The sequence below is a fragment of the Mesorhizobium sp. WSM3224 genome, from assembly GCF_000427725.1.
GTDB lineage: Bacteria > Pseudomonadota > Alphaproteobacteria > Rhizobiales > Rhizobiaceae > Mesorhizobium.
Genome location: NZ_ATYO01000005.1, coordinates 184,519 through 199,641, shown reverse-complemented (window position 1 = coordinate 199,641; position 15,123 = coordinate 184,519). Strand labels below are relative to the sequence as shown.

Here is a 15,123-nt window from a genome sequence, read left to right as displayed (position 1 = left end):
GGCGCCGAGCTCAGGGTTGCTTCAGTTCCGTCAGGAACTTGGCAAAGGTCATCGAACCCTCAGGCCATGGGCCGAAGCCGGCGTCCTGGTTGAGATGGCCGGCCTCGCCGGCGTCGATGAAGAGCGACCCCCAGGCGGCGGCAATGTCCTCTGCGATCTCGAAGGCGCAGAACGGGTCGTTGCGGCTGGCGATCACGACGGACGGAAAGGGCAGGGGATCGCGCGAATAGGGGCCAAAGGTCATCAGATGCCTCGGCCGGATTTCCGGATTGGAGACATCCGGCGGCGCCACGAAGAAGGCGCCGGCGACAGGCTTCTTGAATTGCGGGATGGCCTGCACCGCGGCCGCGACGCCAAGCGAGTGCGCAACGAGCACCACCGGCCGCTCGGCTTCGTTGACGGCGTTCGCCACGCTCGCGGTCCAGTCCTCGCGCACCGGCTTTGTCCATTCCGCCTGCTCGACCCGGCGCGCCGTCGACAGTTTCGACTGCCAGCGGGTCTGCCAGTGCTCAGGGCCGGAATTGGTGTAGCCTGGCACGATCAAAATATCTGTGTCTTTGACTTTCATGGCGCGGATGTAGCGAGCGGCCTTTCCGCCTGCAACCCTGTGATAACATCAGGTGCGATCACAATTGTGAACACCTTGTTCGATTCTTGCTGTCTTGTGTGAACGATCGCAATCGACGATTTGGAGTGGGAACAAGGGAATAATAGCTGGTGGCCTCGAAAATCCCATATCGGGAACAAGTGCCGCCTGAACGGAGAATTTGATGAGCGAATTGCCTTTTGCCGCGACAACCCCGGTCAGCGTGTCGCGCGTCGGGTTGAGGGCGCGCGATGCCGAGAGCCTGGCCGCCTATTACCGCACCGTTGTCGGCCTGCAGGAACTAAGCCGCGCCGACGGGGCGATCACGCTTGGCGCCGCCAACCGGCCATTGCTTGTGCTCGAGCCGGATTCTTCGGCCAAGCCAGACGATCCGCGCAGCGCCGGCCTTTTCCACACCGCTTTCCTTTTGCCGTCGCGCGCCGATCTTGGCCGCTGGATCAGCCACGCGGCCGCCAGCCACATCGGCATCGAGGGCGCCTCGGACCATCTGGTCAGCGAGGCGCTTTACCTGACCGACCCGGAGGGCAACGGCATCGAGATCTATGCCGACCGCCGACCGCAGGACTGGAAATGGAGCGGCGACCGTATCGCCATGGCGACCGAGCGGCTGAACCTGCCGGCGGTGGTCGGGAGTGTGCCGGCGGGCGATGCCGGCTGGCAGGGCGCGCCGGAAAATACCATTGTAGGCCATGTGCACCTGCGCGTCGGCCGGCCGGAAGATGCCGAAGCCTGGTGGCATGACGAATTCGGCTTCGACACCGTCGCCAAATATGGCGGCCAGGCCGTGTTCCTGTCGTCCGGCCATTACCACCACCATATCGGCGCCAATGCCTGGCAGAGCGCCGGCGCCGGACGCCGCGATCCATCTCGCTCGGGTCTCGCCTGGGTGGAGATGCGCTCGGACAATGTGAAGGCCGAGACGAGCCGTGAGGATCCGTGGGGCACGGTGATCAAGACCGTGCCGGGCAAGGCGTGATCGAGGCTCGTGCCAAGCTGGAGCACCCCTCATCCGTCTCGGCGCTATCGCGCCGATCCACCTTCTCCCACAAGGGGAGAAGGGAAGGCAGCGTGAGTGCCACCGCCAATCGTAGACGTTGGTGATTTGCAGGGATGTAAGCGCCAAACTCCCCCTTCTCCCCTTGTGGGAGAAGGTGGCTTGTCGTGAAGCGACAAGACGGATGAGGGGTGTTCCAGCTTGGCGCAGACGCACGCTTTGCTCGCCTCAAGCTGCTCCGAACACCCGCTTGAAGATCGTGTCGACGTGCTTCGTATGATACCCGAGGTCGAATTTCTCACGGATCTCGGCTTCGGGCAGCGCGGCCGTTACATCCTTGTCGGCCAGCAGTTCCTCAAGGAAATCGGCGCCGTGTTCCCACACTTTCATGGCGTTGCGCTGCACCAGCCGATAGGCGTCCTCGCGTGACAGGCCGGCCTGGGTCAGCGCCAGAAGCACGCGCTGCGAATGCACCAGGCCGCGGAACTTGTTGAGGTTCTTCTCCATGTTCTCGGGGTAGACGAGCAGCTTGTCGACGACGCCGGTGAGACGTGCCAGGGCGAAATCCAGCGTCACCGTCGCGTCCGGCCCGATCATGCGCTCGACCGAGGAATGCGAAATGTCGCGCTCATGCCAGAGCGCCACGTCTTCCATCGCAGGCACGGCGTAGGCGCGCACCATGCGGGCAAGGCCGGTGAGGTTCTCCGTCAGCACCGGATTGCGCTTGTGCGGCATTGCCGACGAGCCCTTCTGGCCCGGCGAGAAATACTCTTCCGCCTCCAGCACTTCGGTGCGCTGCAAATGGCGGATTTCGATGGCGAGGCGTTCGACCGACGAAGCGATGACGCCGAGCGTGGCAAAGAACATGGCGTGGCGGTCGCGCGGGATCACCTGGGTCGACACCGGCTCCGGCTTCAGCCCGAGTTTTGCCGCCACATGCTCTTCGACATAAGGCTCGATGTTGGCGAAGGTGCCGACGGCGCCGGAAATGGCGCAGGTGGCAATGTCTTCCCGCGCGTGCACCAGCCGCTCGCGGCAGCGCGAGAATTCGGCATAGGCCTGCGCCAGCTTGATGCCGAAGGTGGTCGGCTCGGCATGGATGCCGTGGCTGCGGCCGATGGTGACGGTGTCCTTGTGCTCGAAGGCGCGGCGCCTTAGCGCCGCAAGCAGGGCGTCGATATCGGCGAGCAGGATGTCGCTGGCCCGCGTCAACTGGACCGCAAGGCAGGTGTCGAGCACGTCCGACGAGGTCATGCCCTGGTGGATGAAGCGGGCGTCCGGCCCGACGAATTCGGCGAGATGGGTCAGGAAAGCGATCACGTCATGCTTGGTGACGCGTTCGATCTCGTCGATCTTTGCGACATCGAATTTGGCGGCGCCGCCTTTTTCCCAGATCGTCCTTGCCGCCTCTTTCGGGATGACGCCCAACTCCGCCAGCGCATCGCAGGCATGCGCCTCGATCTCGAACCAGATGCGGAAGCGGGTTTCGGGCGACCAGATGGCGACCATGTCCGGCCGGGAATAGCGAGGGATCATCCGTTTTTCGAGTCCTGCTGGGAAAAGCGTTGGCTGCGTCCTAACAGAGGCAGGCCCGATGCTCAACGCCGCTGCCGCGCAAACCAGATGCTTGCCGCGACAAGCGCTGCAAAACCCAGCGGAAAATAGAGCCGCACGCCAAGCACGACGAACTGGTAGAGCGCGGTCAGCATGGTGAAGGCGAATTCGAATGCCCAGGTCAGCGTGAGCGCCGGCGCATGCCACTCGGCGTAATAGGAACGATATTGCAGCGCGAACAGGCCGCCGGTGAAGGCCAGTGTCGCCGCCAGAAGCGATACGAATGCCGCGGCGAAGGCTGTTTCCCAATGACGGCCGCGAGAAACCAGCCTGGCGAGCGTCAGCCCAGCCGGGAAGGCGAGCATGCCGCCAAGGACATAAAGCAGCGCAACGAAACGGATCCGGTCGGATGTTTCCCAGGCGGCCAGCAGATTTGTCAGCGCGCTGGCGCCCATGGCGATGCCCCAGAGCAAGCTTCCAGCAGCAGCCTCGCTTGCCGGCGGAACAGCAGCGCGCAACAGATCCTTGACGCCGTTGCGCAAGGGGGCTTGCTGCAGAGGCGTCATAGGCGGCAAGCCATATCGCGCGCCGCGTAACCGGGCTTCATTGGTTTGACGTCTGTCTCATGCGCGTCATGCCTATCACGCCATGGTGAACGAGACGTGCCGCGCAATGCATCCAATCCGGCGTTCATTTGTTATTGTCGGCCGTCTCGCATCCGAAAGGGCAAATCGCCATCCAGCGGAGGACCAGCATGAGCACCGAAATCAGCAAGATACGCGGACATATGGAAGTGATCGGCGCCGATGGCGTCCATATCGGCACAGTCGACAAGGTCGAGGGTGAGCGGATCAAGCTGACCAAGGCCGACAGCGGCATGGGCTCGCACAAGAACCATCACCATTACATTTCGCTCGCCCTGGTCGCCGAGATCGAGGGACAGAAGGTATGGCTGTCGGCGAATTCGGATGTCGCCGTCACCTTCGAGGAAGAAAAATCCGATCCGACTTGATTGGCCGTCAACGCGACGACCAGACGGGAAACAGATCGCCGTCGGCGGGCGTCGCAGCGTGGACGCCGCGGGTGATCGCGCGCGCCATGGTCGCGCCGGCCGCCGCGAACAAGTCGATCGCGGCATCGGCATCGAGCTCGATGCCGCTTCTGCCTGTCGCCAATGCGAAGACGAGATCGCCGTCCGCCGGAGTATGCGTCGGCCAGATGGCGCGGGCGAAGCCGTCATGCGCCGAAATCGCCAGTCGCTTGGCCGCGGCCTTGGTCAGGACGGCGTCCGTGGCGATGACGGCGATGGTGGTGCTGCCGCCTTCGGCCTCGCCGCCGACGCGCCTGTCGCGGTATTTCAAAAGGATCTTCCTGGCGTCTTCAGGCAGTGGAGCGGGATAGCCCAGGCCGCCGAACTCGTCGCCGATCTCGAAGGGCGCTGCCCAGAAATGGCGGCCGCGGCCGACCGTCACAGAGCCGGTCGGGTTGACGGCGGCGAGCGCGCCGACCGTGGCGCCGCTGTCGAGCACGGTCGAGGCGGAGCCCAGTCCGCCTTTCAGCCCGGAAGTCAGCGCGCCGGTGCCGGCACCCGCCGTGCCGACGGCGAAATCTACCGCTGCCGCCTGCACAGCCTCATAGCCGAGCTCGCGATAAGGCGGATAGCGGCCCCAATCCTTGTGGCCGCCATTGCGCAGGTCGAACAGGATCGCGGCCGGCACGATCGGCACGCGGAAGCCACCGACCTCGACGCCGATGTTTTTCTCGCGCAGCGCCGCTTGCACGCCCGAGGCCGCATCGAGGCCGAAGGCAGAGCCGCCGGACAGGACGACGGCATGGATCGTCGCGATAGAGTTCTGCGGCTCGAGCAGGTCGGTCTCACGCGTGCCCGGCGCGCCGCCCAGCACCTGCACGCCGGCCACGGCAGGCTCGTCGCAAAGCACCACCGTGACCCCGGATTTCAGCCTGGCGTCGGCGGCATTGCCGACGCTCAAGCCCGCAACGTCGGTGATCAGGTTGCGCGGACCGGTGCGGAACATCACTTGTCCTCCAGCGGTACGAAATGCGTGCCGTCGAAGCTGAAGACGCGAAACGGGTTCTGGCTGAGATCGCCCTTGTCGTCGAAGCGGATTGTGCCGATCGCGGTGGTGAAATCATGGCCGGTCAGTGCTTCATTGAGCGGCTGGCCGGAGCTTTCCGCGCCGGCCAGCGCGGCCTTGGCGATCTCGACCGCCGCATAGGACGGCAGCGTGTAGCCGTCCGGCGCAATGTTCTTTGCGCCGAAGGCCTGCACGATCTTGGGGTCGGCGACCTCCGACCATTCCGGTGGCGCGATCATCAGCGTGCCGACGGCGTAGGGCACATCGCCCGGCGGCGTGCGCAGGTTTTCGCCACCGGCAAAGGTGATGCCGACGTTGAGCTGGGCGGCGTCGCGGCCCATTATCGCGATGTCGTCGCCGTCGCCGCCGGCAAACACCTTGGTCGCGCCGGCCTTCTTCAAACGGCCGATCAGCCCGATCTGGTTGTCGAGCTGCGGTCTAAAAGTGTCGGTGAAGACCGGCTTCAAGGCAGCCTGTTCGGCCGCGGCGCGAAAAGTCTCGGCCATCTCGCGGCCATAGATGGTGCCGTCATCGATGATGGCGAACAGGTCGTCGCGCCAGAGCTGGATGAGCTTGGCGGCGACCGCATTGCGCTCGTCGTCGCCGCGCGGGCCGAGCCGGTAGACCTCCCAGCCGGTCTTGGCGCGCCGGTCGGTCAAGCTTTCGGTGCGCACGCCGACGGCGATCACCGGAATGTTGGCGTCCTTCAGGATCGGCAGAGCGACCTCGATCGCATCGGTGCAGAGAAAGCCCACCACGACATTGACCTTTGCCTCGACGAATTCTTTTGCCGCCGCGGCGCCGCCATCGGCGGTGCAGGCATCGTCCACGGCCTTGATCGCGATGCCGTTGGTCTCCGCCGCCAGGCCGGCGCCGGCTTCGACCTGCTTGCCCAGGATCGCCGACGGGCCGGAAAGCGGCGCGGCAACGCCGACCAGCGTCTCGGCGTCAGCGCTCGCGGCCAGCCAAAACAACGCGGCTGTCGCCGTCGTCAGCGCGGCTATTGTCGTCGTCAAAAGGCGCATTCGGGCGAAGAGGTCCTCCGTGCCGGGCGTATAGTCCCGACACTATTGCAGCAAAGACCTAAAGGCTGGCTAAGCGCCGCGCAACACGCGAATTTGCGGATTGCGGTCAAGCACTTCGCCCGTGCTATGCAACTTGTGACGTGCAATATGCCGCCATATATAACGAGCTTGTTCTGACAGGTGGATTATCGGGTGCTGAAGATCAACGACATCGGGCCGCAGCACTATCGCGATGCGATGGCGCATTTTGCCGGCCACGTGCATGTGGTGACGACGGACGGGCCCGCCGGCAAACGAGGCGCGACGGTGATCGCCGCCTGTTCGGTCTCCGACACGCCGCCGACGGTGCTGGTCTGCCTCAACCGCGAGAACGCCAAGAACGAGGCTTTCATCAAAAACGGCAAGTTCGCGCTCAACACCTTGGCCTCGGACCAGGAAGCCGTCTCGGTCGGCTTTTCCGGCATCACCGGCTTGCCGGCGGACGAGCGCTTCGCGCTTGCCGAGTGGGATGTGATCTCCACCGGCGCGCCGACGTTGAAAGGCGCGCTGGCCGTATTCGACTGCGAGATTATCGACAGCAAGGATTTGGCCACCCATCGTGTGCTTTTTGGCAAGGTGACAGGCCTGCGCATCGGCGATAATTTGCGGCCGCTGATCTACCACAACCGCGGCTATCATTTTCTTTGAAACGGGCGGGCGGGATCCACGGAGACAAGATGACCGCGCCGCGCCCTGCGCCCAAATCGATCGACGAAACGCTCGATCTTTTAACTGGCGCGGACTATGTCGCGGACCGTTCGCTGGCAACGGTGCTGTTCCTTTCGCTGCGCATGAAGCGGCCCTTGTTCCTCGAAGGCGAGGCGGGCGTCGGCAAGACCGAGATCGCCAAGGTGTTGGCCAACGCGCTCGGCCGCCGGCTGATCCGCCTGCAATGCTACGAAGGGCTCGACGTCTCCTCGGCCGTCTATGAGTGGAATTATGCCGCCCAGATGATCGAGATCCGCATGGAGGAGGCGGCGGGCAAGGTCGTGCGTTCCGACATGGAGCGCAACGTCTTTTCCGAAAAATACCTGATCCGCCGCCCGGTGCTCGACGCACTGACCGGCAAGGCGGGCGCCGCGCCGGTGTTCCTGATCGACGAGCTCGACCGCACGGACGACGCGTTCGAGGCGTTCCTGCTCGAGATCCTGTCGGACTTCCAGGTTACGGTTCCCGAGCTTGGCACGATCAAGGCGGAAGAGCCGCCGATCGTCATCATCACCACCAACCGCACGCGCGAGATCCACGATGCGCTGAAGCGGCGCTGCCTCTATCACTGGGTCGACTACCCGAACGCCGAGCGGGAACTGGAGATCGTGCGGCGCAAGGTGCCGCAGGCGAACCGCCGGCTGTCGGCGGAGGTCGTGTCCTTCATCCAGAAGCTGCGCCAGGTCGAGCTGTTCAAGGTGCCCGGCGTCGCCGAAACCATCGACTGGGCCGGCGCGCTCACCGAACTAGACAAGGTGGCGCTCGATCCGGAGACCGTGTCGGACACGATCGGCGTGCTTTTGAAGTACCAGGACGATATCGCCCGCATCGGCGAGGGCGAGGGCCGGCGGATCCTCAATGAGGTGAAGGCCGAGCTTTCGGCGGCGGAGTAGGCGCCATGCCCGTGCCGCGTCCGGAACCCAGGGAGGCGCTTGCCGACGGACGCATCGCCGACAACATCGTCTATTTCGCCCGCGCCTTGCGCAAGGCCGGGATGCGCGTCGGCCCGGCCTCGGTGAAGGACGCCATCGAAGCAGTGCTTGCCGCCGGCATCGGCTCGCGCGACGATTTCTACTGGACGCTGCATGCGGTGCTCGTCTCGCGGCATGAAGATCATCCCGTTTTCGACGAGGCCTTCCGTCTGTTCTGGAAGTCGCGCGAGCTGATCGAGAAGCTGCTGGCGATGTTTTCGCCGGTGGCGCCCGACGATCGCGAAAAGCAAAAGCCGCGGGCGGCCGAGAACCGCGTCAGCCAGGCGATGTTCGAAGGTCACCACAAAAACCAGCCGGTGCGGGAAGTGCCGGAGATAGAAGTCGATGCGCGCCTCACCTTTTCCGGCAACGAGGTGCTGCGGGCTAAGGACTTTGCCCAGATGGACGCCGGCGAAATGGCCGAAGCCAAAAGGGCGATCATGGCCTTGCGGCTTCCCTTCGATCTTGTCCGCACGCGACGCTTCAGGGCCGACGCGCAGGGACGCCGCATCGATCCGCGCGCCATGATGCGCTCGGCCGCACGAACCGGCGGCCAGCTTATCCTGCCGAAATTCCGTTCGCCGCGCGAAGTGCATCCGCCGCTGGTGGTGCTGGCCGACATTTCGGGCTCGATGAGCCAGTACACCCGCATTTTCCTGCACTTCCTGCATGCCCTGACGGAGAAGCGCCGCCGCGTGCATGCCTTCGTCTTCGGCACGCGGCTGACCAACCTGACCCGCCAGATGCGCCATCGCGATCCGGACGAGGCGCTTGCCGAATGCTCGGCGGCGGTGAAGGACTGGTCGGGCGGCACCCGCATCGGCGATACGCTCGCCGAATTCAACCGGCTGTGGTCGCGGCGCGTGCTGGGGCAGGGCGCCGTGGTGCTTCTGATCACCGATGGGCTAGAGCGCGACGACGTCAGCGGCCTGTCGGAGGAGATGGAGCGGCTGCACAAATCCTGCCGGCGGCTGATCTGGCTCAATCCGCTTTTGCGCTTCGACGGCTTCGAGGCGCGGGCCCGCGGCGTCAAGGCGATGCTGCCGCATGTCGATGAGTTCCGGGCGGTTCACAATCTCGACGCGCTGGCCGACCTTTGCGCCTCGCTCGACCAGCGGCCGGCGGCTGCGGTCGATCCGCGCCGCTGGCTGCAAACTGGCGGGAGGCGCGCCGCGTAGCCATATGTTCCCTCGTAGGGGAGAACTAAAGTTCCCCTTGAAAAACAGACTTTGTGAGAAGCGACGATGGATGAGAGCATTTATCTCGATGAGACCCGCGATCCCCTGATCATCGCGGAAGGCTGGATGAAGGACGGCAAGGATGTCGCCATCGCGACCGTGGTCGAGACCTGGGGGTCGGCACCGCGTCCGGTCGGCAGCCATCTGGTCATCGACGCCGAGGGGAATTTCCATGGCTCGGTTTCCGGCGGCTGCGTCGAGGGCGCCGTGGTGACGGAGGCGATGGACGTCATCGGCTCGGGCAAGGCCAGGATGCTGGAGTTCGGCGTTGCCGACGAAACCGCCTGGCAGGTGGGGCTCTCCTGCGGCGGCCGCATCAAGGTCTATGTCGAGCGGCTGGGCTGATCATTGATGGATCCATATGTTCTCAGGACTCTGAACGAAGAACGCCGCGCCCGCCGCGCCGCGGTGCTGGTCACTGACCTCGGCGATGGCCGCGACCGCATCGTGCGCGAGGGCGATGCGGTGGCTGGCGATCTGGGAGCGGCGATCGCCAGCGCGTTCCGCACCGGCAATTCGAGGTCGGTGGAGGCGGAAGGACGGACCTTCTTTCTCAACGCGCATCTGCCGCGCCCACGCCTCGTGGTGATCGGCGCGGTCCATATCAGCCAGGCGCTTGCGCCGATGGCCAGGATAGCCGGCTATCCCGTCGAGATCATCGATCCGCGCACCGCCTTCGCCACCCCGGAACGCTTTCCCGACGTCGCGCTGCATGCCGAATGGCCGCAGGATGTGCTGACGCGCGCGCCGCTCGACAGCTACACCGCGCTTGCCGCCGTCACCCACGATCCGAAGATCGACGATTTCGCGCTGAAGGCGGCACTCGACGCTAAGTGTTTCTATGTCGGGGCGCTTGGCAGCCGCAAGACCCACGCCAAGCGTGTCGAACGCCTGCTGGCGCTCGGCGCCGGCGCCGACCAGATCGGCCGCATCCACGCGCCGATCGGTCTCGATATCGGCGCGGCCAGCCCAGCCGAGATCGCTGTCGCCGTGCTTGCGCAAACCATCCACGCCTTCCGCTCGCGCGGTCTCGAAGCAAAAGGCGCCGTGGCGTGAAATTCGGACCGGTTCCGATCGATGAAGCGGAAGGGGCGGTGCTGGCGCATGCGACGGCCGCCGGTGAAAAGCGGTTCCGCAAGGCGCACCGGCTGAGCGGCGAGGATGTCGCGGCGCTCAAGGCGGCGGGCGTCGGCGAAGTCGTCGCGGCGGTTCTTGGCCGGGACGATCTCGGCGAGGATGCCGCTGCCGCCAAGATCGCGACCGGCATGAGCCGCCGCAACATCGAGGTCAAGCCGGCGGCGACCGGGCGGGTGAACCTGCATGCAGGGGCCGCAGGCGTCTTTACCGTCGACGCCAGGATGATCGACGCCATCAATGCCGTCGATCCGACCATCACCATCGCGACGCTGGCGCAACACGCGCCGGTCGAGAAAGGCCAGATGGTGGCGACGGTGAAGATCATCCCGTTTGCCGTCGCCGTGAGCCTGGTGGACAGAGTGGGGGAGATTTGTGCCGGCGGTGAGATCTTTGCCGTCAATGCCTATCGCGCCATCAATGTCGGCGTCATCCAGACGGTGCTTCCCGGCATCAAGCCGAGCGTGCTCGACAAGACGCTGCGCGTCACCGAGGCGCGGCTGGCGCGCTCCGGCGGACGGCTGACCGCCGAGCGGCGCACGCCGCATGAGGTTGCGCCGGTCGCGGCGGCCGCGACCGCGCTGGCGCGCGACAATGACATGGTGGTGATCTTCGGCGCCTCGGCGATGAGCGATTTCGCCGATGTCGTGCCGGCTGCGATCGAACGCGCCGGGGGTACCGTCATCCGCGCGGGCATGCCGGTCGATCCCGGTAATCTGCTGGTGCTGGGAACGCTCGATGGCAAGCGCGTCGTCGGCGCACCTGGATGTGCGCGCAGTCCGAAGGAGAATGGCTTCGACTGGGTGCTGGACCGCCTGATTGCCGGGCTCGAGGTGACGGCTGGCGATATTGCCGGCATGGGCGTCGGCGGGCTCTTGATGGAAATCCCGACCAGGCCGCAGCCGCGCGAGCCTGCGCCGCAGCCGGCAAGGGCTGCGCTGAAGGTCGATATCGTGCTTCTGGCCGCCGGCCGTTCGAGCCGCATGGGCGGGCCGAACAAGCTCCTCGCGCTGTTCGATGGCGAGCCGCTGGTGCGCCGCACCGCAGCGCGCGCGTTGGGCTCGAAGGCGACAAATACCATCGTCGTCACGGGGCATCAGCGCGAACGCGTGCGTTCGGCGCTTGGCGGCCTTGAGGTGAAACTCGCCGACAATCCGGATTTCGCCGATGGCCTGGCCTCGTCGCTGAAGGCGGGCATCGCACGGGTTGCGCCCGACGCGGCCGGCGCCATGATCGTGCTTGGAGACATGCCCGGCGTCTCGTCGAAGGATCTCGACAGCCTGATCGACGCGTTCCGCCGTTCCGGCGGTCACGCCGTGGTGCGCGCCTCGCACCAGGGCAAACGCGGCAATCCGGTGCTCTTGCCGCGATCGCTTTTCGCGGCCGTCGCGCAACTCGAAGGCGATACCGGCGCGCGCCATCTGGTCGAAGCCGAGGGGCTCGACGTCATCGATGTCGAGATCGGACAGGCCGCCTCGATCGACGTCGACACGCGCGAGGCGCTGGAAGGGGCGGGCGGCGTCCTGCAGGATTGACAAACCGAAGCCGAATTCCGCATGGCTGAGACATGTCATTGCTTTCCCTGTTTCGTCAGCGCTTACCCCCCTCTGGCCTGCCGGCCATCTCCCCCTCAAGGGGGGAGATCGGATGTCACCACGGCTTTCGCCAATCACTATCGTTCGGGAAAGAGTGCCGGCGCGGAAGCTGCCAATCTCCCCCCTTGAGGGGGAGATGGCCGGCAGGCCAGAGGGGGGCGTGCCGCGCAACCCTCGCAGGAATGCTTTTATTTTCTTCTGCCGCCAACGCCGACATGTCGTCTCTGAAACCGTTCAAGGACGACCTCTTCGCCTATCCGGCGGCGCTATCCACTAGCGACAATGGCGCCTACACCGTGCTCGACTATCACGAGATGCGCGACATCAACCAGCGCGATGAGGTGCCGGAAAGACGCGTTCGTGCCCAGTATACCGATCCCGGCGTGCGCAAGGTCCAGCAGGACCTGATGCTGAAGAGCGATGCCGGCGATATCAGGCATGTCGCGGTGGGCAGGACGGAAGGCGCTTCCATCATCGTGCTCTACCTGCATGGGCAGGGCGGCAGTCGCAAGCAGGGCGCCGATGACTTCACTTTCGGCGGCAATTTCAACCGCATCAAGAACCTGATGGCCGGCAATGGCGGGCTCTATCTTTCGCCGGATTTCCCCGATTTCGGCGACAATGGCGCGGCGCAGGTGGCTGCTTTGATCGATCACTATGCCCAAACATCGCCTGGCGCGAAAATCTTCGTCGCCTGCGGCTCGATGGGCGGCATAATCTGCTGGAAGCTCGCCGCGCGCAAGGATACGGGCGGGCGCATCAACGGCCTGCTGCTGCTGGGCTCGCTATGGGACGACAGCTTTCTGACCAGCCCCGCCTTCAAGCGCCGCGTGCCGGTGTTCTTCGGCCAAGGCAGCCACGATGTGGTTTTCCCGGTGGAGAAGCAGGAAGCCTTCTTCCGCTCGATCCTCGCCAAGAAGTCCTATCCGACCCGCTTCGTGCGCTTCGAGACCGGCACGCATGGCACGCCGATCCGCATGGTCGACTGGCGCGGCACGCTGAACTGGATGCTGACGAAAGCGCCGTGACTTTCCGGTGTTACGGCGCGCTGTTGTAGTCGATGACCGTCTGCGGATTTTGCTCGCCGTCATAGGAGGCGTCGACGTCAAACTGGACGAGCGAGAAATCACCGTTGCGGAACAGGTAGGTTCCCGATGACGAGGCATCCCCCACACCACGCCATTTATCGGATGTAGTGATGGTTTTCGTGTTGTCGTCATAGTCTGAGTTGGTCGCCCAGCCGCTGGTCTTGAAACCAATGATGTGGATCGACTCGACCTTGCCTTCGCTGTTGTTGTTCTCGTAGCGGATATCGAGCTCCGGCTCGGTGAACTGCAACTGGGTCACGCCGTTGACGTCATCAGCGATGTAGTAGACCGCCGTCTCGTTGTAGGCGGCCATCGAGCAGAAGAAGCGGAACAGCCGCGTCTCGCGCTCCGGATCGTTGGGCTGAGCGTCCTTGTCCTTATAGTGGATGGAGTGGGCTGTGGGTTCGCCGACCGGCTTGCCCTCGGGATCCTCCTTGTCGCACTGGCCGCCGTAGGTGGCGAGGAAAGCTTTCCTGGCCTGTTCCAGTGCCTCGTCCTTCTTGGGCGGCGGCGGGCCGTCGCCGCAGCTTGCCGGCACGGCGCTGTCGAAATCCTCGGTCGACGGTTTCAGCGCGCCCTTGTCGATGAAGATCGGCTGGAAGGGCGGCTCCTGGATCTGCGCATTGACCTGGCGGACCGTGTAGCAGCCGGCAAAAACCTTAGCGTCGCCCTTCTTGTCGGTCGCCTGGATGGCGACCGGGACATTGTAATAGATGCTGCCGGCCGCCCCTTCGTCCGATACGGCGCCAGTCTTCACGTCCACCGTGTCGGTGCCGTCATAGCCTTTGACGAAAGCAGCAAAATCCTTTGCCGGCTTTGTATCGCCGAAATAACCCCAGGCGCGGGCGAATTCGTGGCGGTTGATGGCGCTGTAGAGCGAGCGGACGACCGCATCAGCGCTGGACCTGTCATCAATGTAAGGGGCGTCAGCCGTCCAGGCAGACTGTGTCAGGCCAGCCAGGGAAAAGAAAACAGTCGCTGCGAAAGTGGCGCTTTTCATCGAATCCTCCCCTCGATAACGAAAATACTACCATCGCGATTGCGGCGACGCGGTGACGCCGAGACATGACTGCTTGAAGAATCGTGGCCGGAGGCGCTAGGTCACGGCCCGCGGCGCTGGGGCCGCCTGGGAGATTAGCCGTGACCATTTCCATGTACGACATATCCGTGGGCGTCTTTTCCGCTCGGCTGAAGGCACTGGCCAGCGTCTTGGCAACGGCGGAGCAGAATGCCGACGAGCGCAAGATCGACCCGCAGGTGTTCCTTACGGCGCGGCTGGCGCCCGACATGTTCGCTTTGGCGAGGCAGGTCCAGATCGCCACCGACCATGCCAAGGGTGCGCCGTCGCGGCTCGCCGGCCGCGAGGTGCCGAAATACGAGGACAATGAAGCGAGCTTTGCCGAACTACAGGCTCGAATCGCCAAGACGCTCGATCATCTGGCGTCGTTCGCCGCGGCCGATCTGGAGGGATCAGAGGACAGGACGGTCGAAGTGAGGCTCGGCGGACGCGAAACCACGCTGCCCGGTCTGCAATACCTGCTGCACCTGGCGATGCCGAACTTCTATTTCCATGTCACAACGGCCTACGACATCCTGCGCCACAATGGCGTGCCGCTCAGCAAGCAGATTTTTCTGGGAAATCGTTGACAGGACAATGATTTAGGTTTCCCGGCGCCGCCGGGAAACCGCTTTGCCGACCGAACCTTGTTTGATGCATGTCGTTGTCCCGAAACTGCGGCACGCTTTCGGGCGACATGTATCAGCGGATCGACATTTCGCGCGCAATGCGCGGAAAATCCGCCGGCTTGATGCCGATATCGGCGCGATCTCTATTGCTCATCGCATTCAGAAGCGCGAGCGCCGTACGGTAACGCTGGTGTTCCTGCGGCCTCGGACGAGCGAACATTTCAGTGAAGAACCCCATGACTAAGTTGCCCCGTTGGTCCTCCCGAGATCACAGTATACGTGATTTGTAAAAATTGTGCAGTGCAGCAATTGCATAGCTGCCATGCCACACGAATTTTTCGATTTTCCGTGAAACTTTTCGGCAGGCTCGACCGTAGGCACGGTGCCG

Annotated in this window: 17 protein-coding genes; 10 read left to right on the top strand and 7 right to left on the bottom strand. The window is 64.3% G+C overall.

Going from position 1 to position 15,123, the window contains the following annotated elements:
- Positions 1-10: 10 nt before the first annotated feature.
- Entirely contained in the window at positions 11-568 is a 558-nt protein-coding gene (locus YU3_RS0111520; protein ID WP_027166390.1) for an alpha/beta hydrolase, read from the bottom strand.
- A 202-nt stretch (positions 569-770) separates the two neighbouring features.
- On the opposite strand from YU3_RS0111520, the gene YU3_RS0111515 reads away from it, so the two are divergent.
- Positions 771-1,583, top strand: a complete 813-nt coding sequence (locus YU3_RS0111515; protein ID WP_027166389.1) for a VOC family protein — start codon at positions 771-773, stop codon at positions 1,581-1,583.
- A gap of 246 nt (positions 1,584-1,829) precedes the next feature.
- Here the strand turns inward: YU3_RS0111515 and purB are convergent, their stop codons facing one another.
- Together purB and YU3_RS0111505 are read right to left on the bottom strand one after the other, a co-directional pair.
- Positions 1,830-3,137: an adenylosuccinate lyase gene (gene purB / locus YU3_RS0111510; protein WP_027166388.1), complete on the bottom strand. Its 1,308-nt coding sequence runs from the start codon at positions 3,135-3,137 to the stop codon at positions 1,830-1,832.
- A gap of 62 nt (positions 3,138-3,199) precedes the next feature.
- Positions 3,200-3,721, bottom strand: a complete 522-nt coding sequence (locus YU3_RS0111505) for a hypothetical protein (RefSeq protein ID WP_027166387.1) — start codon at positions 3,719-3,721, stop codon at positions 3,200-3,202.
- Positions 3,722-3,909: 188 nt separating this feature from the next.
- Between YU3_RS0111505 and YU3_RS0111500 the strand changes: the two genes are divergently transcribed.
- Positions 3,910-4,167: a DUF2171 domain-containing protein gene (locus YU3_RS0111500; protein WP_027166386.1), complete on the top strand. Its 258-nt coding sequence runs from the start codon at positions 3,910-3,912 to the stop codon at positions 4,165-4,167.
- Positions 4,168-4,174: 7 nt separating this feature from the next.
- Here the strand turns inward: YU3_RS0111500 and YU3_RS0111495 are convergent, their stop codons facing one another.
- The gene (locus YU3_RS0111495) at positions 4,175-5,191 is read right to left on the bottom strand and encodes a P1 family peptidase (RefSeq protein ID WP_027166385.1); all 1,017 of its coding nucleotides are present in this window, start codon (positions 5,189-5,191) and stop codon (positions 4,175-4,177) included.
- Positions 5,191-6,276 carry a branched-chain amino acid ABC transporter substrate-binding protein gene (locus YU3_RS0111490; protein WP_027166384.1) on the bottom strand — a complete coding sequence of 362 codons (1,086 nt, stop codon included), beginning with the start codon at positions 6,274-6,276 and terminating at the stop codon, positions 5,191-5,193. The genes YU3_RS0111495 and YU3_RS0111490 overlap by 1 nt, the downstream gene beginning before the upstream one ends.
- A 192-nt stretch (positions 6,277-6,468) precedes the next feature.
- Here YU3_RS0111490 and YU3_RS0111485 point away from each other — a divergent pair, with 192 nt between their 5' ends.
- The 7 genes from YU3_RS0111485 to YU3_RS0111455 all read left to right on the top strand — a co-directional run bounded on the left by YU3_RS0111485 (position 6,469) and on the right by YU3_RS0111455 (position 12,989).
- Positions 6,469-6,963 (top strand): flavin reductase, encoded by a 495-nt coding sequence (locus tag YU3_RS0111485; RefSeq protein ID WP_027166383.1) that lies wholly within the window; start codon positions 6,469-6,471, stop codon positions 6,961-6,963.
- A gap of 29 nt (positions 6,964-6,992) precedes the next feature.
- Positions 6,993-7,916 carry a MoxR family ATPase gene (locus tag YU3_RS0111480; protein ID WP_027166382.1) on the top strand — a complete coding sequence of 308 codons (924 nt, stop codon included), beginning with the start codon at positions 6,993-6,995 and terminating at the stop codon, positions 7,914-7,916.
- 5 nt (positions 7,917-7,921) lie between these two features.
- Positions 7,922-9,172, top strand: a complete 1,251-nt coding sequence (locus YU3_RS0111475) for a VWA domain-containing protein (RefSeq protein ID WP_027166381.1) — start codon at positions 7,922-7,924, stop codon at positions 9,170-9,172.
- A gap of 66 nt (positions 9,173-9,238) precedes the next feature.
- Complete coding sequence (locus YU3_RS0111470) at positions 9,239-9,577, top strand: XdhC family protein (RefSeq protein ID WP_027166380.1); 339 nt, start codon at positions 9,239-9,241, stop codon at positions 9,575-9,577.
- Positions 9,578-9,583: 6 nt separating this feature from the next.
- Positions 9,584-10,288 (top strand): XdhC family protein, encoded by a 705-nt coding sequence (locus tag YU3_RS0111465; RefSeq protein ID WP_027166379.1) that lies wholly within the window; start codon positions 9,584-9,586, stop codon positions 10,286-10,288.
- A complete protein-coding gene (locus YU3_RS0111460; protein WP_027166378.1) occupies positions 10,285-11,901 on the top strand; it encodes a molybdopterin-binding/glycosyltransferase family 2 protein in 1,617 nt (538 codons plus the stop codon). Before YU3_RS0111465 ends, YU3_RS0111460 begins: the two co-directional genes overlap by 4 nt.
- A 275-nt stretch (positions 11,902-12,176) precedes the next feature.
- Positions 12,177-12,989, top strand: a complete 813-nt coding sequence (locus tag YU3_RS0111455; protein WP_348631168.1) for an alpha/beta fold hydrolase — start codon at positions 12,177-12,179, stop codon at positions 12,987-12,989.
- Positions 12,990-12,999: 10 nt separating this feature from the next.
- Here the strand turns inward: YU3_RS0111455 and YU3_RS0111450 are convergent, their stop codons facing one another.
- Positions 13,000-14,049 carry a DUF1176 domain-containing protein gene (locus YU3_RS0111450; protein WP_027166376.1) on the bottom strand — a complete coding sequence of 350 codons (1,050 nt, stop codon included), beginning with the start codon at positions 14,047-14,049 and terminating at the stop codon, positions 13,000-13,002.
- A 140-nt stretch (positions 14,050-14,189) separates the two neighbouring features.
- Here YU3_RS0111450 and YU3_RS0111445 point away from each other — a divergent pair, with 140 nt between their 5' ends.
- Positions 14,190-14,696: a DUF1993 family protein gene (locus YU3_RS0111445; protein WP_027166375.1), complete on the top strand. Its 507-nt coding sequence runs from the start codon at positions 14,190-14,192 to the stop codon at positions 14,694-14,696.
- Positions 14,697-14,808: 112 nt separating this feature from the next.
- On the opposite strand, the gene YU3_RS39215 is transcribed toward YU3_RS0111445, so the two are convergent.
- Positions 14,809-14,973, bottom strand: coding sequence for a DUF1127 domain-containing protein (locus YU3_RS39215; RefSeq protein WP_084508044.1), 165 nt, complete (start codon positions 14,971-14,973; stop codon positions 14,809-14,811).
- Positions 14,974-15,123 lie beyond the last annotated feature (150 nt).